General features: G+C 75.3%; 14 protein-coding genes and 1 pseudogene. 8 read left to right on the top strand and 7 right to left on the bottom strand.

What is annotated here, in order from left to right; translation table 11 throughout:
• Nucleotides 1-999, top strand: a pseudogene (locus tag EF918_RS19555) (MFS transporter); the annotation flags it as partial.
• A gap of 1 nt (nt 1,000) precedes the next feature.
• Here EF918_RS19555 and EF918_RS38290 read toward each other — a convergent pair.
• The 3 genes from EF918_RS38290 to EF918_RS19545 all read right to left on the bottom strand — a co-directional run bounded on the left by EF918_RS38290 (nt 1,001) and on the right by EF918_RS19545 (nt 3,466).
• Nucleotides 1,001-1,117, bottom strand: a complete 117-nt coding sequence (locus EF918_RS38290; RefSeq protein ID WP_260610378.1) for a DUF6126 family protein — start codon at nt 1,115-1,117, stop codon at nt 1,001-1,003.
• 61 nt (nt 1,118-1,178) lie between these two features.
• Nucleotides 1,179-1,802, bottom strand: coding sequence for a helix-turn-helix domain-containing protein (locus EF918_RS19550; protein WP_125647950.1), 624 nt, complete (start codon nt 1,800-1,802; stop codon nt 1,179-1,181).
• An 89-nt stretch (nt 1,803-1,891) separates the two neighbouring features.
• Entirely contained in the window at nt 1,892-3,466 is a 1,575-nt protein-coding gene (locus EF918_RS19545) for an ATP-dependent DNA ligase (protein ID WP_125647946.1), read from the bottom strand.
• Nucleotides 3,467-3,727: 261 nt separating this feature from the next.
• Here EF918_RS19545 and EF918_RS19540 point away from each other — a divergent pair, with 261 nt between their 5' ends.
• Together EF918_RS19540 and EF918_RS19535 are read left to right on the top strand one after the other, a co-directional pair.
• Nucleotides 3,728-6,496, top strand: a complete 2,769-nt coding sequence (locus EF918_RS19540) for an alpha/beta fold hydrolase (RefSeq protein ID WP_125647942.1) — start codon at nt 3,728-3,730, stop codon at nt 6,494-6,496.
• Entirely contained in the window at nt 6,493-7,410 is a 918-nt protein-coding gene (locus tag EF918_RS19535; protein WP_125647939.1) for an ABC transporter permease, read from the top strand. Before EF918_RS19540 ends, EF918_RS19535 begins: the two co-directional genes overlap by 4 nt.
• Nucleotides 7,411-7,490: 80 nt before the next feature.
• Here the strand turns inward: EF918_RS19535 and EF918_RS19530 are convergent, their stop codons facing one another.
• Together EF918_RS19530 and EF918_RS19525 are read right to left on the bottom strand one after the other, a co-directional pair.
• Nucleotides 7,491-8,447: an aldo/keto reductase gene (locus EF918_RS19530; RefSeq protein WP_125647936.1), complete on the bottom strand. Its 957-nt coding sequence runs from the start codon at nt 8,445-8,447 to the stop codon at nt 7,491-7,493.
• A 113-nt stretch (nt 8,448-8,560) separates the two neighbouring features.
• Nucleotides 8,561-10,363, bottom strand: coding sequence for a beta-galactosidase family protein (locus EF918_RS19525; RefSeq protein WP_125647933.1), 1,803 nt, complete (start codon nt 10,361-10,363; stop codon nt 8,561-8,563).
• A gap of 201 nt (nt 10,364-10,564) precedes the next feature.
• Between EF918_RS19525 and EF918_RS19520 the strand changes: the two genes are divergently transcribed.
• Nucleotides 10,565-11,788, top strand: a complete 1,224-nt coding sequence (locus EF918_RS19520) for a LacI family DNA-binding transcriptional regulator (RefSeq protein WP_125647930.1) — start codon at nt 10,565-10,567, stop codon at nt 11,786-11,788.
• A 275-nt stretch (nt 11,789-12,063) separates the two neighbouring features.
• The gene (locus EF918_RS19515) at nt 12,064-13,050 is read left to right on the top strand and encodes a hydroxyacid dehydrogenase (RefSeq protein ID WP_125647927.1); all 987 of its coding nucleotides are present in this window, start codon (nt 12,064-12,066) and stop codon (nt 13,048-13,050) included.
• On the opposite strand, the gene EF918_RS19510 is transcribed toward EF918_RS19515, so the two are convergent.
• Complete coding sequence (locus tag EF918_RS19510) at nt 13,038-13,859, bottom strand: sugar phosphate isomerase/epimerase (RefSeq protein ID WP_125647924.1); 822 nt, start codon at nt 13,857-13,859, stop codon at nt 13,038-13,040. The genes EF918_RS19515 and EF918_RS19510 overlap by 13 nt on opposite strands.
• Nucleotides 13,856-14,935: a LacI family DNA-binding transcriptional regulator gene (locus EF918_RS19505; protein WP_125647921.1), complete on the bottom strand. Its 1,080-nt coding sequence runs from the start codon at nt 14,933-14,935 to the stop codon at nt 13,856-13,858. Before EF918_RS19505 ends, EF918_RS19510 begins: the two co-directional genes overlap by 4 nt.
• 176 nt (nt 14,936-15,111) lie before the next feature.
• On the opposite strand from EF918_RS19505, the gene EF918_RS19500 reads away from it, so the two are divergent.
• From EF918_RS19500 to EF918_RS19490, 3 genes are read left to right on the top strand one after another with little or no spacing between them, the layout of a single operon-like run.
• Complete coding sequence (locus EF918_RS19500) at nt 15,112-16,266, top strand: Gfo/Idh/MocA family protein (protein WP_125647918.1); 1,155 nt, start codon at nt 15,112-15,114, stop codon at nt 16,264-16,266.
• Nucleotides 16,263-17,417 (top strand): dihydrodipicolinate synthase family protein, encoded by a 1,155-nt coding sequence (locus EF918_RS19495; protein ID WP_125647915.1) that lies wholly within the window; start codon nt 16,263-16,265, stop codon nt 17,415-17,417. The genes EF918_RS19500 and EF918_RS19495 overlap by 4 nt, the downstream gene beginning before the upstream one ends.
• Nucleotides 17,414-18,247: a sugar phosphate isomerase/epimerase gene (locus tag EF918_RS19490; RefSeq protein ID WP_125647912.1), complete on the top strand. Its 834-nt coding sequence runs from the start codon at nt 17,414-17,416 to the stop codon at nt 18,245-18,247. Before EF918_RS19495 ends, EF918_RS19490 begins: the two co-directional genes overlap by 4 nt.
• The last annotated feature ends 169 nt before the right edge of the window (nt 18,248-18,416 follow it).

The raw sequence follows: 18,416 nt of genomic DNA, 5'->3' as shown, positions 1-18,416 counted from the left end.
GCGGTGGGTCCGTTCCTGGGGGGCTGGCTGGTCGACGGACCGGGCTGGCGCTGGGTGTTCCTGCTGAACGTGCCGGTGGCCGCGGTGTGCGTCCCGGTCGCCCTGCGGCACGTACCGGAGTCCCGGGCCCCGGACGCCACCGGACGGTTCGACGTGCTCGGGGCGGCGCTCGGCGCGGCGTCGCTGGGCCTGGTGACGTACGCCCTGATCGAGGCGCGTTCGGCGACCGGCTGGGTGGTGGCGGCCGCGGTCCTGGGCGTGCTCCTGGCCGGGGCCTTCGTGCGGGTCGAACGCCGCCGGCCCGAGGCGATGATGCCGCCGGAGATCTTCCGCTCCCGCCAGTTCACCGCGGTCAACCTGGTGACCTTGTGCGTCTACGCCGCGTTCGGCGGCTTCTTCTTCCTCTCCGTGCTCCAGCTCCAGGTGGTCACCGGCTACTCGGCCCTCGGCGCGGGCGCGGCCCTGCTGCCGACCACCGCGCTGATGCTGCTGCTGTCGGCCCGGGCCGGGGAGCTGGGCGAGCGCATCGGCCCCCGGATCCCGCTGACCGTGGGGCCGGTGCTGTGCGCGGCCGGCATGGTGCTGATGCTGCGGGTGGGGGCCGGGGCGTCGTACCTCACCGACGTGCTGCCGGCGATGGTGGTGCTCGGCCTGGGCATGACCACCCTGGTGGCCCCCCTGACCTCGACCGTCCTGGCCTCGGTCTCCCCCGGCCGGGCCGGGCTGGCCAGCGGCATCAACAACGCCGCCGCCCGCGCGGCGGGCCTCCTGGCCGTGGCGGCGCTGCCGCTGCTGGCCGGGATGGGCCCGGACGCGTACCTGGACCCGGCCGCCTTCGACGTCTCCTTCGACCGGGCCATGGCGTGGTGCGCGGCCCTGCTGCTCCTGGGCGCCGTACTGGCCTGGGCCACGATCCGCAGCCCGCGCAAGGACGCCCCGCACCCCCAGTGCCGCACCCAGTGCGCCGTGTGCTCCCCGTCCCTGGAGGCCCCGCAAGCGGCTACTGGTTCTGCGCGCCCAGCACGAACAGCAGATAGACGAAGAAGGCGAACAGGTGGCCGACGAACAGATACGCCACCAGCCTGATCACCAGCCCGCGCGGGAACTTGGCCTCGATACGGGCGCGTACGCCCGGCTTCTCCTGCGGTGCGTTCGACGTGTGCGACACGGTCTCTCCCTCAGCGATGGGTACTGCCGCCGCCGAGGCAGACCCCGGCAAGGCTGCTCTGCAACAGCGTGTGGATGAACAGCAGCTCCGCCCCGGCGGCGCTCGCGGCGCCGATCCGGTGCGGGGTCAGCGAGTCGAAGTGGGCGCTGTCGCCCGGCTCCAGCAGGTACTCGGCCTCCCCCAGGTTCAGCCGCAGCCGGCCCTTGAGGACGTGGAGCCACTCCTCGCCCGGGTGCACCCGGACCAGCTCGGCCGGCCCCGGCGTGTACGGCACGTGCACCCGCAGCGCCTGCATGCCCCGCCCCGAGCCCCCGGCCTGCCAGTACGTCCAGCCGTCGGCCTCGCGGGCACCGGGGCCCCCGGCCCGTACGATGGGGTCGGCGACCGTCGGGGTCTCCCCGAGGAGCTCCGAGACCGTCGTGCCGTAGGTGCGGGCCAGGGCCAGCAGCAGCGGCAGCGACGGCTGGCGCCGCCCGGTCTCCAGCCGGGACAGGTGGGCGGGCGAGAGCCGGGCCCGCGCGGCGGCGGCCTCCAGGGTCAGGCCGGCGCGGCGGCGAAGTTCGCGCAGCTGCGGGGCGACCGCGGGCAGGTCGTCGGGGACGCCGTCGGGACCGGGGGCAGGACCGGTGTTCATGCCCCGATTGAGCCAGATTCTTGCCCCAGGGGCAATGCGCTTTGCCTCTGAGGCAAAGTCGGTCTCCGTGACGCGGGCCCGCCGGGCCCTCAGCCGAGGCCCTCGCCCCTGCTCTGGCTCTGACCCTGGCCCTGGCCCTGGCCCTGACCCAGCACCGTCTCCACCGTGTCCGCCTCCGCCGCGGACTTGTCCGGCCGGTGCCGCACCACGCGGGCGAAGCGGAGCGCGACCCCGGCCGGGTAGCGCGGTGAGCTCTGCAGTCCGTCGTAGGCGATCTCCACCACCAGCTCGGGCCGCACCCGCACGGTGAAGCCGTCGTCCCCGGTCGCCAGCTCCCGCAGCCGCTCGGTCTGCCAGCGCAGCATCTCGTCCGTCAGCCCCTTGAACGTCTTGCCGAGCATCGCGAACGTCCCGTCCGCCGCCCGCGCCCCCAGGTGGAGGTTGGAGAGCAGCCCGGTGCGGCGGCCGTGCCCCCACTCCGCCGCGAGCACCACCAGGTCCAGGGTGTGCACCGGCTTGACCTTCAGCCACTGCTTGCCCCGCCGGCCCGCCGCGTAGGGCGAGTCCAGGGCCTTGACCATCACGCCCTCGTGCCCGCGCCGCAACGTCTGCGCCCAGAACTCCTCGGCCTGCACCACCTGCGCGACCGGGTCCTCGACCGCCAGCCGCCGCACCCGGGAGGCCTGCGGCACCAGCTCCGCCAGGGCGGCGTGGCGCTCGCGCGCGGGCAGGTCGAGCAGTTCCCGGCCGCCGGCGGCCAGGACGTCGAAGAAACAGACGGTCAGGGGCAGGCTCCGGACCGCGGCCGCGACGTCCAGCCGCGAACCGACCCGGCTCGACACCGCCTGGAACGGCACCGGCCGCCCCTGCGCGTCCAGCCCGATCACCTCGCCGTCCAGCACGAACCGGTCCCCGGGCAGCGACCGCGCCAGCTCCACCACCTCCGGCAGCCGGCCGGTGATCTCGTCCAGCGACCGCGTGTACACCCCGACCCGCTCCCCGTCCCGGTGCACCTGCACCCGGATGCCGTCGAGCTTCTCCTCCACGCTGCACGGGCCGAGCGCGGCCAGCGCCTCGGCCACCGAGGCGGCGGTGTTCGCCAGCATCGGCTGCACCGGCCGCCCGACCCGGAGCGTGAACCTCTCCAGCGCCGCCGATCCCTCCGCCAGCACCGCCCCGGCCACCCGGGCCAGCGAGCCGTCGAGCATCACCGCCCGGCGCAGGGCCGTGGCCGGTACCCCGGCGGCCGCCGCCACGCCGTCCAGGGCGACCGCGTCCAGGGCACCCTGGCGCACCTCCCCGGACAGCAGGCTCCGCAGGAACCGCTGTTCCTCGGCGGTGGCCGCGCCGAGCAGCCCGTCCACGATCCGCTGCCGCTCGCCCTGCGCGCCCGCCCCCGACACCGCCGCCAGGGCGGTCACCGCCGCGTCGACCTCGGACACGGTCAGCGTCGGCTGCCCGGCCGGGGCGACCTCCCGGCCGAGGGCGCGCCACCCGATGCCGGGCCGGCCCTGCGGCAGCCGGCCCGCGAGGTAGGCGATGACGAGGGCGGCCTCCTCCGGCGGCGCGGCCCGGAACAGCTCCGCGAGCAGGGCGGACTTCCGGGACCGGGCGGAGGTCTCGGCGACCTCCCGGGACACGCGCGCGACCTCGGCCAGCAGCATGCGCCCATCCTGCCGCCCGGCGGCGCGCGGCGCAGGTCGGCGCGGCGTACCGGGGCGCGGGTCGGGTGCGGCGTACCGGGGCGCGGGTCGGGGCGCGGCGTACCGGGGCACAGGTGGGGCGCGGCGTACCGGGGCGCGGGTCGGGGGCGCGGCGTACCGCGCCTGCGGTAGGCGGCGGGCGCCGGTGTCCTCCTGGAGAAGGGGCGGGTTCCGCCTGGAGGCTCTCGGGCCGGGGGCCCGCGGGCATTTAGGGTCAGGCCTATGAAGCTCCGACTGCCCAGGCGCCGGCGCGGCCGCCTGCTCGCCGGCGCCGCCGCACTCGCCGTGGTCGCGGGGGCCGGCACGTGGACCGCTGCCGGGTCCGGCGGGCCGCCACCCGTGCACCGCCAGGACACCGTGCTGGAGATGCCCGACGCGGCCATCGACACCTCGTACTTCACCGCGGGCGGCGACGGGCGGCGGCCCGCCGTGCTGATCGGCCACGGGTTCGGCGGCAGCAAGGACGACGTCCGGGACGAGGCCGAACACCTCGCCCGGTCCGGCTACGCCGTCCTGACCTGGTCGGCCCGCGGGTTCGGCCGCTCCGGCGGCCGGATCGGGCTCAACGACCCGCAGTACGAGGTCAAGGACGTCTCCCGGCTCGTCGACTGGCTCGCCCGCCGGCCCGAGGTCCAGCTCGACGCCGACGGCGACCCGCACGTGGGCGTCACCGGCGGCTCGTACGGGGGTGCGATCTCCCTGCTGGCGGCCGGGTACGACCGGCGGGTGGACGCGATCGCCCCGCAGATCACCTACTGGAACCTCGCCGACGCCCTCTTCCCCCAGGGGGTGTACAAGAAACTGTGGGCGGGGATCTTCTTCACCACCGGCTCGGCCGGCGGCCTCCAGCTCGCCGGTCCGCAGGCGGGCGCGACCGGCACGGCCGGCGCGGCGGGGAACGCCCCGGCCGCGGACCGGGGCCCCGCCGGACCCGGGACGCCTCCACCGCCCGGCTGCGGGCGCTTCCAGCCCGAGCTGTGCGCGATGTACGAGCGGGTGGCGGTGGCCGGGAAACCCGACGACCAGGCCCGTGAACTGCTCCAGCAGCGCAGCCCCTCGGCGGTCGGCGACCGCATCAAGGTGCCGACCCTGATCGTGCAGGGCCAGTCCGACTCGCTGTTCCCGCTCGACCAGGCCGACGCCGTCGCCCGGACCGTCGCCGCGAACGGCGCCCCGGTGGCGGTCGACTGGGAGGCGGGCGGCCACGACGGCGGCACGGACGAGTCCGAGCGGGTCCGCTCCCGGGTCACCGCCTGGTTCGACCACTACCTCAAGGGCGACACGTCGGTGTCCACCGGCCCGGCCTTCCGCGTCTCGCGCTCCGGCGGCATCGACTCCACCGACGGCCGGATGAAGCTGCGCGGGGCAGACGCCGACCGCTACCCCGGCCTGACCCCGCCCGCCCGGCAGATCCCGCTCTCCGGGCCCGGGCAGACGTTCGCCAACCCGCCGGGCGGGGCCCCGCCCGCGCTGTCCGCGATGCCGGGCGTCGGCGGACAGCTCTCGGCCCTCGGCGCCGGACTCTCCCTGGACTTCCCCGGCCAGTTCGCCCGGTTCGACTCGGCCCCGCTGGACACCGCCCTGCGGGTGACCGGCACCCCGACCGTGACGGTACGGGTCCGGTCGACGGCGCCGGACGGCTCGGCCGTCCTGTTCGGCAAGGTCTACGACGTGGGCCCCGACGGGCGCACCCAGGTCCTGCCGCACCAGCTCGTGGCCCCGGTCCGGGTGGACGGCGCCCAGCAGGGCGTCGGCGTCACCGTGCGGCTGCCCGCGGTCGACCACGAGGTGCAGGCCGGGCACCGGCTGCGGCTGGTGCTGGCGTCGACCGACTTGGGCTACGCCACCCCGGCGGCCCCGGCGACGTACACGGTCGCGGTCGAGGGACCGCTCGCGGTCCCCGTCGCGGACGGGGTGACCACGGCGGCGGCCCCGTTGCCCGCCTGGACCTGGGCGCTGCCGTCGGCCGCGGCGGTGCTGGCCGCCGCGCTGCTCCTGGTCCGCCGCGGCGGGCGGGGCAGCGGCGCGGGCGCCCCGGGCCCGGCGCCCGCGCCGGATGCCGCGCCGGCCGGCGTTCCGCTGGAGATCACCGGGCTGACCAAGCGGTACGGGTCGGTCAAGGACGACCGGTACGCGGTCAAGGACCTGTCGTTCCGGGTCGAGCAGGGCCAGGTGCTGGGTCTGCTCGGTCCCAACGGGGCGGGCAAGACCACCACGCTGCGGATGCTGATGGGGCTCATCTCCCCGGACGCCGGCGAGATCCGGGTGTTCGGGCACGCGGTCCGGCCGGGCGCGCCCGTGCTGTCGCGGGTCGGGGCGTTCGTGGAGGGCGCGGGCTTCCTGCCGCACCTGTCGGGCCGGGCCAACCTGGAGCTGTACTGGCAGGCCACCGGCCGCCCGCCCGAGGACTCCCACATGGCCGAGGCGCTGGAGATCGCCGGGCTCGGCGACGCGCTGGAGCGGGCCGTACGGACGTACTCGCAGGGCATGCGGCAGCGCCTCGCCATCGCCCAGGCCATGCTGGGCCTGCCGGACCTGCTGATCCTCGACGAGCCGACGAACGGTCTGGACCCGCCGCAGATCCGGGAGATGCGGGACGTGATGATCCGGTACGCCGCCGGCGGCCGGACGGTCATCGTCTCCAGCCACCTCCTGTCGGAGGTCGAACAGTCCTGTACGCACCTGGTGGTCATGGACCGCGGGCGGCTGGTGCAGGCGGGTCCGGTGACCGAGATCACCGGGGGCGGCGACACGCTGCTCGTGACCCCGGCCGGTGGGCCGGTCGGGGCGACGACCCTGGAGAAGATCGCGGCACTGGAGGGAGTGGGCGCGGTGACGGCGTCCGACGGGGCGATCCTGGTGCGGCTGGCCGGCGCCACACCGGCCGAGCTGATCGCCGAACTGGTCCGGCTGGAGGTCCCGATCGCCGCCGTGGGGCCGCACCGGCGGCTGGAGGACGCGTTCCTCACCCTGATCGGAGGCCCGGCATGAGCGAGGCGACGAGGACCACGGCGCGTCAGGAGGTGGCCGCCGGCGCGCCGGCGGCGGCCGGGGCGGCGAGCGCCCCGGGCTATGCGCCCGGCCGTACGCTCCCGCTGCGGGTGGAGGCGCTGCGGCAGTGGCGCAGGCGGCGGACGCTGGTGATGGGCGGGGTGCTGGCCGCGCTCCCGTTCGTCATGATCATCGCGTTCGCGGTGGGCGGCGGCGGGGACGACGGCCCGAACGACAGCGGCCGGGTCAGCATGATCGACGCGGCCACCGCCTCGGGCGCGAACTTCGCCGTGACCTGCCTGTTCGTCTCGGCGGGCTTCCTGCTGGTGGTCCCGGTGGCGCTGTTCTGCGGTGACACGGTCGCCTCGGAGGCGAGCTGGTCCTCGCTGCGCTACCTGCTGGCCTCGCCGGTGCCACGGGGCCGGCTGCTGTGGAGCAAGCTGGTGGTGGCCCTGGCGTTCAGCCTGGCGGCGATCGTGCTGCTGCCCGCGGTGGCCCTGGCCGCGGGCTCGGTGGCGTACGGCTGGGGGCCGCTGAAGCTGCCCGCGGGCGGGGTGCTCGCGGCCGGGGACGCGGTGCCGCGGCTGCTGCTGGCGGTGGCGTTCGTCTTCGTCTCGCAACTGGTCACGGCCGGGCTGGCGTTCTGGCTGTCGACCCGGACGGACGCGCCGCTGGGCGCGGTCGGCGGCGCGGTGGGCCTGACCATCGTGGGCAACGTCCTCGACGCGGTGACCGCGCTCGGGCACTGGCGGGAGTTCCTGCCCGCGCACTGGCAGTTCGCCTGGGTGGACCTGCTCCAGCCGACGATCGAGTGGGGCGGCATGACCAAGGGCGCGGCGGTGTCGGTGTCGTACGCGCTGGTGCTGTGGGCGCTGGCGTTCCGGGGGTTCGCGCGCAAGGACATCGTGTCCTGACGTGGGCCGGAGGCCGTCGGCCCCGGGGGCGACCCCGGGGCCGACGGTTTACGGGCCTACGGGCCTAGGGGGGCCGTCGGTCACCCGGTGGTGCCTACGGTCGCCACGGCCTCGGCGACCTCCGCCACCAGGGTGGCGTCGAGCGGACGGTCGGCCACCGCCGCGTTGGCCCGTACCTGCTCGGCCGAGGTGGCACCGGCGATCACGGACGCGCAGCCGGGCTGGGCGGCGAGCCAGCCGATGGCCAGCTCCAGCATGCTGCGGCCGTGCCGGTCGGCGACCGCGGCGAGCGCCTCCACCGCGTCGAGCCGCTGCTCGGTCAGGTACGCGTCCCGCCCCTCCAGCCGGGAACCGGCCGGAACCGGCGCCCCGCGCCGCACCTTGCCGGTGAGCAGGCCGTTGGCGAGCGGGAAGTACGGGAGCACGCCCAGGCCGTAGTGCACGGCGGCCGGAACGAGCTCCTGCTCCACCCCGCGCTCCAGCAGCGACCAGTGGTTCTGCGCCGAGACGAACGGGACGCTGCCCTGCTCGCGGGCCACATGGGCGGCCTCGGCGAGCTGCCAGCCGCTGAGGTTGGAGTGGCCGATGTAGCGGACCTTGCCCTCCTGGACCAGCTCGGTGAGCGCGGCCAGGGTCTCCGCGATCGGCGTGGCCGGGTCGGGGCTGTGCAGCTGGTAGAGGTCGATGTGGTCGGTGTCCAGCCGGCGCAGCGAGGCCTCGACGGCGCGGCGGACGTAGGCCCGGCTCCCCCGGGAGCCGGCGGCGGGACCGTAGCCCATGTCCACGCCGTCGTAGCCGAACTTGGTGGCCAGGACCACCTGGTCCCGGCGGCCCTTGAGGGCCTGGCCGAGGTGGCTCTCGGAGCCGCCGCGGTCGCCGTAGATGTCGGCGGTGTCGAACAGGGTGACGCCCGCGTCGAGAGCGGCGTCGACGACCTCACGGGTCGCCCGGGCGTCGAGCCGGCCGCCGAAGTTGTTGCAGCCGAGGCCGACGGCGGAGACCTGGAGGCCTGAACTGCCCAGGGGGACGTAGCGCATGAGGGTGCTTCCTTCGTTGTCTGGCTTTCCGGTTCTTCCGCACATGATCACGCCTGGGCGGCCGGTCGGAGGCAGGCCGTTCGGGCGCCGGCCGGCGGAGGCCGGCCGGCCGGTCACTGGAGGGTGACCACCTTGGGGCGGCCGAGGTCGGGCCGGTCCCGGACGGGGAGTGCGGGGCCGGGCCGTTCCAGTTCGAGGACGACGAGCTCGTTGCGGCCGGTCTGCCACAGCGGCCCGGGGGCGTACAGGGTGCGCTGGGGGCCGCGCGGGGTGTCGTAGTGGCCGAGGAGGAAGCCGTTGAGCCAGACCAGGCCGGTGCTCCAGCCGGAGAGGTCGAGGAAGCCGTCGGCCGGGGCGGGGATGTCGTGGGTGAACCGGTGGAAGGCGGGCCGGTCCGCGGCCGCGGGCGGGGCGCCGGCCGGTGACCAGTCCAGGGGGGTGAGGTCGGTCAACGGGAGCGGCCGGATCTCCCACTCGAAGAGGTGCTGGTGGCCGTGGCGGACCCCGCGCCAGATGCCCTTGCGGTCGTCCAGCAGCGGCCCGTAGTTGACCCGGCCCTGGGCCCGGACCAGGATGTCGAGGACGACTCCGTCCGCGCCGACCGCCAGGTCCAGCCCCTCGTCGGGCGCGTTGCGGTCGAGGATCCCGAGCGGCTCGCCGTCCGCGAAGACGTAGGCGCGGTCGCCGAGGCCGTCGATACGGACGGGCATGGCGGGGCGGGGGCCCGTCACGGACGTCCGGTAATGGATCATCCCGTGCGACTGGCCGAGCTTCTCCATCGGCTCGGGGGCGGGCCGGAGGACCGGTCCGCCGCTGCCCTCGGTCAGCCGGTCGACGGCGGGCAGCAGCCCGGCGGTCCCGGCCGGGACGGCCGTGCCGGGGGCGAGACGGGGGCGGGGTGCGGGCAGCGGGAGGTCGGGCAGGGGCAGGTAGCGGCCGATGACCTCGCGGAACGCGTGGAACTTCGGGGTCAGTTCGCCGGCCTCGCCGATCGGCGCGTCGTAGTCGTAGCTGGTGACGGTCGGCTGGTACCCGGGCTCGCCGGGGCGGGAGCCCGTGTGGTTGGCGCCCGCCCAGAACCCGAAGTTGGTACCGCCGTGGGCCATGTAGAGGTTGACGGAGGCTCCGGAGGCGAGGAGTTCGTCCAGGGAACCGGCCGCGTCCTCGACGGCGCGCACGTGGTGGTCGTCGCCCCAGTGGTCGAACCAGCCGATCCAGTACTCCATCGCGGCGAGCGGGCCGGTCCGCTGGTAGCGGCGCAGGGTGTCGAGGCGTTCGGTGGGGCGGGCCCCGAACGTCGCGGTGGCCAGCCGGCCGGGGACCGTGCCGCCCTGGAGCATGGCGTCCTCGGCGCCGTCGGCGGTGAACAGCAGGCAGTCCACACCGCGTTCCACCAGGGCCCGCTCGACGTGGGTGCGGTAGCGCACGTCGTCGCCGTAGGAGCCGTACTCGTTCTCGATCTGCACGGCCACCACCGGCCCGCCGCGGCCGGCGAGCAGCGGCAACAGCTCGGGGACGAGCTGGTCGAACCAGCCGTCCACCTCGGCCAGGAAGCGCGGGTCGGAGCAGCGCAGGTGCAGCCCGTCGAGGGCGAGCAGCCGGGCGGGCAGACCACCGAAGTCCCACTCGGCGCAGATGTACGGGCCGGGCCGGACGATGGCGTCGAACCCCAGGTCCTGCGCGATGCGCAGGAACCGGCCGAGGTCGCGCCAGCCGGTGAAGTCGGCCTTGCCGGGGGCGGTCTCGTGGAAATTCCAGGGGACGTAGGTGTCGACGGTGTCGGCACCCATGGCCCGCAGCCGCGTCAGCCGGTCCTCCCACAGGTCCGGATGGACCCGGAAGTAGTGCAGGGCCCCGGAGACGATGCGGTGGGGGCGGCCTGCCCGCCGGAATCCGTCCTGGTCGTGCGTGAGCATCCTGACTCCCGTGGCTGGGTGGGCATGCCGGACTCGGCCCGAATATAGGAACGCCCCTTGTCCGCCGACAAGGCCGTCCACGAGCATCTGATCGGAGAACGATCGACACGATCGCTCCGGTTCCCCAGGCCTTCCTGCGTCCCACGGGAACGGCCCCGGAGCCGGCAGGGGAAACGGGGAAGACCCAGGGGGCGGACGGGAATGCGTCGACACGTCGACCAACGCCGGGCGCGGGTGCTCGCGCTGGTCCAGGAACGCGGCAGCGTACGGGTCACGGACCTGGCACGCGAACTGGGGATCTCCCCGGTCACCCTGCGCCGCGACATCGAGGCGATGACCGCCCGGGGCGAGATCGGCCGCCTGCACGGCTCCATCACCCGAGCACCGGCACCGGCACCGGCCCCGGCCTGGCAGGCCGAGCCCGGCGGGCCGGTCGGGAGCCTCGGGGCGGCCGGGCGGACCGGGCCGGCCGGGTGGGGCGCAGGCCTGGTCGTCGGGATGGTGGTGCCCACCACCGACTACTACTACGCCGATGTGGTGCGCGGGGCGCGCGAGGTGGTCGAGGCGTGCGGGGCGCGCCTGACGGTCGGGCTCACCCAGTACCTGCCGGGCGAGGACCGCACCCAGACGCACCGGCTGCTCTCCACCGGCGCCCACGGCCTCCTGCTCACCCCCACCTGGGAGGACGGCTGCCCCGGCCCGGGCGAGGGCACCTGGACGACCGGACTCCCGGTGCCGACCGTCCTGGTGGAGCGCTGGGCCCCGCCGGGGCATCCGGCGGCGGAGCTGGACCGCGTGAGCTCCGACCACGCCCACGGCGCGGCCCGAGCGGTGCGGCACCTGGCCGCCCAGGGGCACCGGCGGATCGCCCTGGCCAGCCGTCGCACGCCGACGTCGGCCCGCCTGCGGGCCGGGTACGACGCGGCGGTCGCCGCACTCGGCCTGCCGTCGGCCCCGCCGTTGCCCGCGCCGGCACCGGGCCCCGGGCCGGAGGGTGAGGCGGACCGGCTCGCGCGGACCCTGCACCACCTCTGCGCGGCCGTCACCGAGGGCGGGGTGACCGCGGCGCTGATCCACAGCGACACCGACGCCCTCGTGCTGATCCCCCGTCTTCAGGCCCGGGGCGTACGAGTGCCGGAGGACCTGACCGTGATCACGTACGACGACGAGGTGGCCGCGCTGGCCGGCGTACCGCTGTCGGCGGTGGCACCTCCCAAGCGGGAGGTGGGCGCCCGGGCCGCGGAACTCCTCCTGGACCGCCTGACAGCAGCCACGGGCCGCGACACGGGCCCCGGCGGAGGCCGGGGCGCGGGTCCGGGCCGCCGGGGCCCGGGCACACGCGGGGGAACTCTGTCCCCCGCACGCCAACACGTGACGCTGCTACCCCACTTGACGATCCGCACCCAGGGCGGTCCGGCGAAGTGACCGTTTCGATCGATGGGTGCATTCGCTCTTGACGCACGTCTCCGCCGACCAAATGATGGGCGCCGTTCCCACGCCCCCTGCCGCCACCCGGGGGACGGCGGGGGTGCACTGCGGTTCCTCGCGCCCGTGTCGGCCCGGGGACCGTGGCCCTGATCTGTGACCATCTCGCTGTTCACCTCTCCCTTCCGGAACTCCTCCTCCCCGCAGCGCCGGCGCGCCCGGGGCCCACCGCCCGGAGGCATCATGTGACCCGCCGACCTGCGACCGTGCTCGCCATGAGCCCCAGCGCCCGCGCCGCCGTGCTCGGCGGGCAGGTGCTCGCCGACCTGCTCCGGGTCGCGGACGTCGACCCCGAGCTCCTGGTCACCGACTTCACCGGCACCGACCCCGCACTCTCGCACCGGCTCGGCGAGGCCGAGGTGCTGTTCACCGGCTGGGGGTGCCCGCCGCTGGACTCCCCCGCGCTGGGCCGGATGCCCCGGCTGCGTGCCGTCGTCCACGCCGCCGGAAGCGTCAAGCACCATGTGACACCGGCCTGCTGGGAACGCGGTCTGCTCGTCTCCAGCGCCGCCGCCGCCAACGCCCTCCCCGTCGCCGAGTTCACCCTCGCCGCCGTCCTCTTCGCCAACAAACGGGTCCTGGCAGCCGCGCACGCCTACCGAGCGGCCCGCGGCCCGATCGACCTCCTCGGCCACTACCCCACCCTCGGCAACTACGACCGCACCGTGGGCCTGGTCGGAGCCTCGCTGATCGGCCGGCGCGTCATGGAACTGCTGCGCCCGTTCGACCTGCGGGTCCTGGTGCACGATCCGTACGCCGATCCGGACGACCTCGCCGCGCTGGGCGCCGAGGCCTGCCCGCTGGAGGAACTGCTGTGCCGCAGCGACGTGGTGAGCCTGCACGCCCCGGCCCTCCCCGCGACCCGTCACCTCCTCGACGCGACCCGGCTGGCGCTGATGCGCGACGGGGCGACCCTGATCAACACCGCCCGCGGCTCCCTGGTGGACACCGAGGCGCTCACCCGGGAGCTGGTCTCGGGCCGGCTGTACGCCGTCCTCGACCACACCGAGCCGGAGGTCCTGCCGGCCGACTCACCGCTCTTCGACCTGCCGAACGTCCTGCTCACCCCGCACCTGGCCGGCTCGCTGGGCGGCGAGCTGGACCGGCTCGCGGCCACCGCGGTGGCCGAACTGGCCCGCTACGCCCAGGGGCTTGCCTTCCGCCACGCGGTCGACCCGGACCGGCTGGCCTACTCCGCCTGACCTCCGACCACCTCCTCCGTCCGCCCCGTGCCGTGCACCAGGTCCGCCAGGTATCTGCGACCCTGCCCGAGCAGCGCGGGCAGCTCGGCGGCATCCGGGTACCAGCGCTTCTCGTACTCCCAGCACAGCCAGCCGTCCGCCGGGGCCTGGGCGACGGCCTCGGCCAGCGGCAGCGCACCCGCTCCGAGCGCGAGCGGGGTCAGCTCCCGCGCGGAGGCCACGTCCTTGACCTGGACGTACCCGAGGTGTCCGGCCAGGGCCCGCCGGGAGTCCGCCGGGGCCTCCCCTCCCAGCCAGGTGTGCAGCACGTCCCACAGCGCGCCGGCCGCCGGATGGCCCACCTGGTCCAGCACCCGCCCGGCCGCGGCCCCGGTCCGGTGCGAGTCGTGGGTCTCCAGCAGCAGCCGCACCCCGTGCCGCTCCGCGAACGGTGCCGCCGCCGCCAGCCGGCGGACGGCGTACCGGTCCGCCTCGGCCTCCGACAGGTTGCCCCCGCCGGGGAGGACCCGCACGTACTGTGCGCCGAGGTCGGCGGCGAGCACGATCAGCGAGAGCAGTTCGGCGACGACGGGCTCGTCCTCGCCGGCGGCGGCCACCTTGGCGTACCCGGCGACGGTGAGGACCTCGACGCCGGCTGCGGCGAAGGCCCGCACGGCCGCGGCCCGCTCGGACGACGGGGTGCCCGGGTGCAGCGGCTCCTCCCGGTGGGCCCGCACCTCCACACCGTCGAACCCGTGCGTGGCGGCGAGCTCCGCGGTCTCGCCCACGCTCCGGCCGGGTACGCCGAGGGTGGAGAACGCGTACCTCATGGCTGTCTCCCGGCGGCCGGGGGCGCGGTGGATCCGCGCACCATCAACTCGGTGGCGAGGGTGGTGATCCCGTCGGGCGGAGGCTGTCTTCGGCCGGTGACCAGCTGCGCGGCCAGGATCCCCGCCTCCCGCAGCGGGACCCGCACGGTGGTGAGCGGCGGAGCGGTGTCCACGCAGAACGGCAGGTCGTCGAAGCCCGCGACGGAGACGTCCTCGGGGATCCGTATGCCCTGCTCGCGCAGGGCGGCGACGATCCCGGTGGCGACCGTGTCGTTGGCGGCGACCACGGCCGTGAAGGACTCGCCGCGGCGCAGCAGCGCCCGGGTGGCGTCGTACCCGGCGGACCGCTCGAAGCCCGCGTGGACGGTGAGCGTGTCGCACTCCTCGGCGACGGCCGGATCGAACCGCTCCAGGGCGGCCCGGTGACCGGCCAGCCGCTCCCGGCTGGTGCTCAGTCCGGCGGGTCCGGCGACGTAGGCGATCCGCCGGTGACCGAGTGCCAGGAGGTGCTCGGCGAGACGGAACGCCCCTCCGTGGTCGTCGAAGACCACGGTGGCGACGGGCAGTCCGTCGGGCACGGTCAGCGGGGGGCGGCCGCAGAGGACGACGGGGGTACCCGCGGAGGCGAGGCGGGCGACCCGGGTGGTGAGGGCCACCGTGTGCTCGACCTCTTCCACGGCGCCGCCGGTGAGGACCACGCCGCCGGCCCGCTGGCCCTCCAGCAGGGTGAGGTAGGCCAGTTCGGCGGCGGGTGTCCCCTGGGTGTTGCAGACGACGGCGAGCCGCCCGGAGCCGGAGCGGGCCGGCGTCTCCGGGCCGAGGGCCCCCTGCAGGGCTCCCGCGAGGATGCCGAAATAGCTGTCGGCGACGTCGTGGACGAGGACGCCGACGAGGTCGGAGGTGGCTGCCGCGAGCGCCCGGGCGGGGGCGTTGGCGACATAGCCGAGCTCCTCCACCGCGCGTTCCACGCGGGTGCGGGTGCCGCCCGCCACGGGATATCCGCCGTTGAGCACCCGCGAGACCGTCGCGGGCGAGACCCCGGCGTGCGCCGCGACCTCGGCCAGTGTGACTGCCATGCTCGTCCCCTCCTTCTCGTCCCCGGTCATCGTCCCATCCGGTGCGTGGACCTCCATAGTGCCGGATTCAGAAAGCGCTTTCTATCACCCGTTCGGGTGTTGCTGCGGCGAGCACGAGCGGCCTACCGTGGAGGGACTGAAAGCGCTTTCTATGCGAAGCGACCCGAGGAGGGGACATGACGGACCGGAGGACGATCAAGATCGCGATGAACGGCGTGACGGGCCGGATGGGCCACCGCCAGCACCTGGTGCGCTCCCTGCTCGCCCTGCGCGAGGAGGGCGGCCTGGAGCTCGGTGACGGACGGGTCCTGTGGCCCGAGCCCGTCCTCGTGGGCCGCCGCGAACCCGCCCTGCGGGCGCTCGCCGAGCGGTACGGACCGATGGAGGTGAGCACGGACCTGTCGGCGGTGCTGGCCGACCCGGAGGTGGAGATCTACTTCGACGCCCAGGTCACCAGCGCCCGCGAGGCGGCGGTGCGCCAGGCCCTCGCCGCCGGCAAGCACGTGTACTGCGAGAAACCCACCGCCCTGAGCGCGGAGTCCGCGCTCGACCTGGCGCTGCGCGCGGAGCGCGCCGGGGTCAAGCACGGCGTGGTCCAGGACAAGCTGTTCCTGCCGGGCCTGCGCAAGCTGCGCCGGCTGGTCGAAGGCGGCTTCTTCGGAGAGGTCCTCTCCGTACGCGGCGAGTTCGGGTACTGGGTCTTCGAAGGGGACTGGCAGCAGGCGCAGCGCCCGTCGTGGAACTACCGGGCCCAGGACGGCGGCGGGATCGCCGCCGACATGTTCCCGCACTGGGAGTACCTGCTGCACGAGCTGTTCGGCCCGGTCCGCTCGGTGCAGGCACTCACCCGCACGCACATCGGCCGGCGGTGGGACGAGGAAGGCCGGCCCTACGAGGCCACCGCCGACGACGCCGCATACGCACTCTTCGAACTGGAAGGCGGCGCGGTGGCACAGATCAACTCCTCCTGGGCGGTGCGCGTCCACCGCGACGAACTACTGGAACTCCAGGTGGACGGCACCCACGGATCGGCGGTGGCGGGCCTGCGCGGCTGCCGCGTCCAGCACCGGGCGACCACACCGAAACCGGTGTGGAATCCGGATCTCGACGAACGCGAGCCGTTCCGCGCGCAGTGGCAGGAGGTCCCGGACAACACCACATGGGACAACGCCTTCAAGACGCAGTGGGAGCTGTTCCTCAGACATGTGGTTCTGGACGAACCGTGGCACTGGGACCTGCGGGCCGGAGCGCGCGGGGTGCGGCTGGCCGAGCTGGGGCTGCGGTCCGCCGTGGAGGGCCGCCGGCTGGCGGTCGCGGAGGTGGCGTCATGAGGATCCGCCTCCCGGCGCCGGACGGCAGCCTCCGGGTCCACGAGGCGTGCCGGACCCCGCTCCCGCCCCTGCGCTGCGGTCCCGTCCGCAGCCGTACGTTCTACGCCGCCGCGCATGTGGTGGCCGACCCGCTCGCCGCCTCGGCGGACGGTGTGCCCGTGGTGGACTGGGACGCCACCCTGGCGGTGCGGCGCCGGCTGTGGGATCAGGGACTCGGCGTCGCCGAGGCGATGGACACCGCCCAGCGCGGCACGGGGCTGGACTGGCCCGCAGCGGCGGAGCTGATCCGGCGCTCGGTGGTGGAGGCGCGGGCGGCCGGCGGCCGCATCGTCTGCGGGGTGGGCACGGACCAGCTCCCCAGCGGCCCGCACTCGCCGGCCGCGATCATCGCCGCGTACGAGGCCCAGTTGGCGCACGTCGAGGAGTGCGGGGGCCGGGCCGTACTGATGGCCTCACGGGCGCTGGCCGCGGCGGCCCGGGGGCCGGAGGACTATCAGACGGTGTACGGGGCCCTGCTGCGGCAGGCGGCGCGGCCGGTGGTGCTGCACTGGCTGGGGCCGATGTTCGACCCGGCCCTCGCCGGGTACTGGGGGCACTCCGACCTGGACCTCGCCACCGATGTCCTCGTGAAGATCGTCGAGGACTGGTCCGACCGGGTGGACGGCGTGAAGGTCTCCCTGCTCGACGCCCGCCGGGAGGTGGTCCTCCGCAGACGGCTGCCCCCGGGGGTCCGCTGCTACACGGGCGATGACCACCACTACCCGGAGCTGGTCGAGGGGGACGGGCAGCTGTTCAGCCACGCACTGCTCGGCGTCCTCGGGCCGATCGCCCCGCTGGCGGTCCGGGCCGGACAGGCGCTCGACCGCGGCGACCCGGCGGAATTCCGGCGGATCCTGGACCCGACCCTGCCGCTCGCCCGGCACCTGTTCGCGGCGCCCACCCGCCACTACCGCACGGGGGTGGTCCTGCTGGCCTGGCTCTCCGGATTCCAGGACCACTTCACGATGCTGGGCGGGTGGCAGTCGGCCCGCTCGCTCCCCCATCTGGCCACCACCTACGAGGAGGCGGACCGGCTGGGACTGTTCCCCGATCCGGAACTGGCCGCGCAGCGGATGCGCGGGCTGCTCTCCCTCCACGGGGTGCCGTCATGAGCGGGGCTCCGGCCCGACTGAGCCTCAATCAGGAGACGGTGCGCCAGTGGTCGGTTCCCGAGCTGGTGGCGGGATGCGCGGCGGCCGGGGTCACGACGGTCGGCCTGTGGCGGGACCCGGTGCGGGAGTTCGGCGTGCGGCGCACGGCGGAGCTGGTCGCCGGGGCGGGGTTGCGGGTCAGCTCGCTGTGCCGGGGCGGGTTCTTCACCGCCGCGGATCCGGCGGGCCGGGCGGCGGCGCTCGCCGACAACCGGCGGGCCGTGGAGGAGGCGGCGGAGCTCGGGGCGGACGTCCTGGTCCTGGTCTCGGGAGGGCTGCCCGAGGGCGACCGGGACCTGGACGGGGCGCGTCGGCGGATCGTGGACGTCCTGGGCGAGCTGGCACCGTGGGCCGCGGCGCACGGGGTGCGGCTGGGCATCGAGCCGCTGCACCCGATGTTCGCGGCCGACCGGTGCGTGGTCTCCACCTTGGGCCAGGCCCTGGAGATCGCCGAGCGGTTCCCCGCCGAGCAGGTCGGGGTGGTGGCCGACGCCTACCACCTGTGGTGGGACGAGCGGCTGCCCGCCGAGCTGCGGCGGGCGGGCGCTGCCGGACGGATCGTGGCCGTGCAGCTCGCCGACTGGGTCACCCCGCTGCCGGAGGGGGCGCTGCTGGGTCGCGGCCAGCTCGGTGACGGCTGCATCGACCTGCGGGCCTTCCGGGAGCTGGTCGACACCGCCGGGTACCGGGGCCCGGTCGAGGTGGAGATCTTCCATCCCGGGCTGTGGGCCCGTGACGGCGCCGACGTCCTGCGGGAGGTGATCGACCGCTACCGCACCCATGTCGGATGAGGCAGAGGTACCCCGTCGCAGAAGGGAGAAGACGATGACAGGAGAGTGGAGCCGGCGTGCGTTCCTCTCGGCCGCGGGCGGCGGCGCCCTGACGGCCGGCACCCGGGCCCGGCCCGCCGCGGCCGCCGGGACCGGGGCGACCGGAACGGGCGGGGCGACCGCAACGGGC

Source organism: Streptomyces sp. WAC06614 (genome assembly GCF_003949795.1).
Taxonomy (GTDB): domain Bacteria; phylum Actinomycetota; class Actinomycetes; order Streptomycetales; family Streptomycetaceae; genus Streptomyces.
Note: the sequence above shows the minus strand (reverse complement) of the source record. Positions and strands in the feature narration are given on the sequence as shown.

Excerpts from the sequence above, each read along its gene's own strand:
- EF918_RS19540 (WP_125647942.1), top strand. The coding sequence starts at position 3,728 with ATGAAGCTCCGACTGCCCAGGCGCCGGCGCGGCCGCCTGCTCGCCGGC.
- EF918_RS19515 (WP_125647927.1), top strand. The coding sequence starts at position 12,064 with ATGAGCCCCAGCGCCCGCGCCGCCGTGCTCGGCGGGCAGGTGCTCGCC.
- EF918_RS19545 (WP_125647946.1), bottom strand. The coding sequence starts at position 3,466 with ATGCTGCTGGCCGAGGTCGCGCGCGTGTCCCGGGAGGTCGCCGAGACC.
- EF918_RS19490 (WP_125647912.1), top strand. The coding sequence starts at position 17,414 with ATGAGCGGGGCTCCGGCCCGACTGAGCCTCAATCAGGAGACGGTGCGC.
- EF918_RS19550 (WP_125647950.1), bottom strand. The coding sequence starts at position 1,802 with ATGAACACCGGTCCTGCCCCCGGTCCCGACGGCGTCCCCGACGACCTG.
- EF918_RS19510 (WP_125647924.1), bottom strand. The coding sequence starts at position 13,859 with ATGAGGTACGCGTTCTCCACCCTCGGCGTACCCGGCCGGAGCGTGGGC.
- EF918_RS19535 (WP_125647939.1), top strand. The coding sequence starts at position 6,493 with ATGAGCGAGGCGACGAGGACCACGGCGCGTCAGGAGGTGGCCGCCGGC.
- EF918_RS19505 (WP_125647921.1), bottom strand. The coding sequence starts at position 14,935 with ATGGCAGTCACACTGGCCGAGGTCGCGGCGCACGCCGGGGTCTCGCCC.
- EF918_RS19520 (WP_125647930.1), top strand. The coding sequence starts at position 10,565 with ATGCGTCGACACGTCGACCAACGCCGGGCGCGGGTGCTCGCGCTGGTC.
- EF918_RS19500 (WP_125647918.1), top strand. The coding sequence starts at position 15,112 with ATGACGGACCGGAGGACGATCAAGATCGCGATGAACGGCGTGACGGGC.
- EF918_RS19495 (WP_125647915.1), top strand. The coding sequence starts at position 16,263 with ATGAGGATCCGCCTCCCGGCGCCGGACGGCAGCCTCCGGGTCCACGAG.
- EF918_RS19530 (WP_125647936.1), bottom strand. The coding sequence starts at position 8,447 with ATGCGCTACGTCCCCCTGGGCAGTTCAGGCCTCCAGGTCTCCGCCGTC.
- EF918_RS19525 (WP_125647933.1), bottom strand. The coding sequence starts at position 10,363 with ATGCTCACGCACGACCAGGACGGATTCCGGCGGGCAGGCCGCCCCCAC.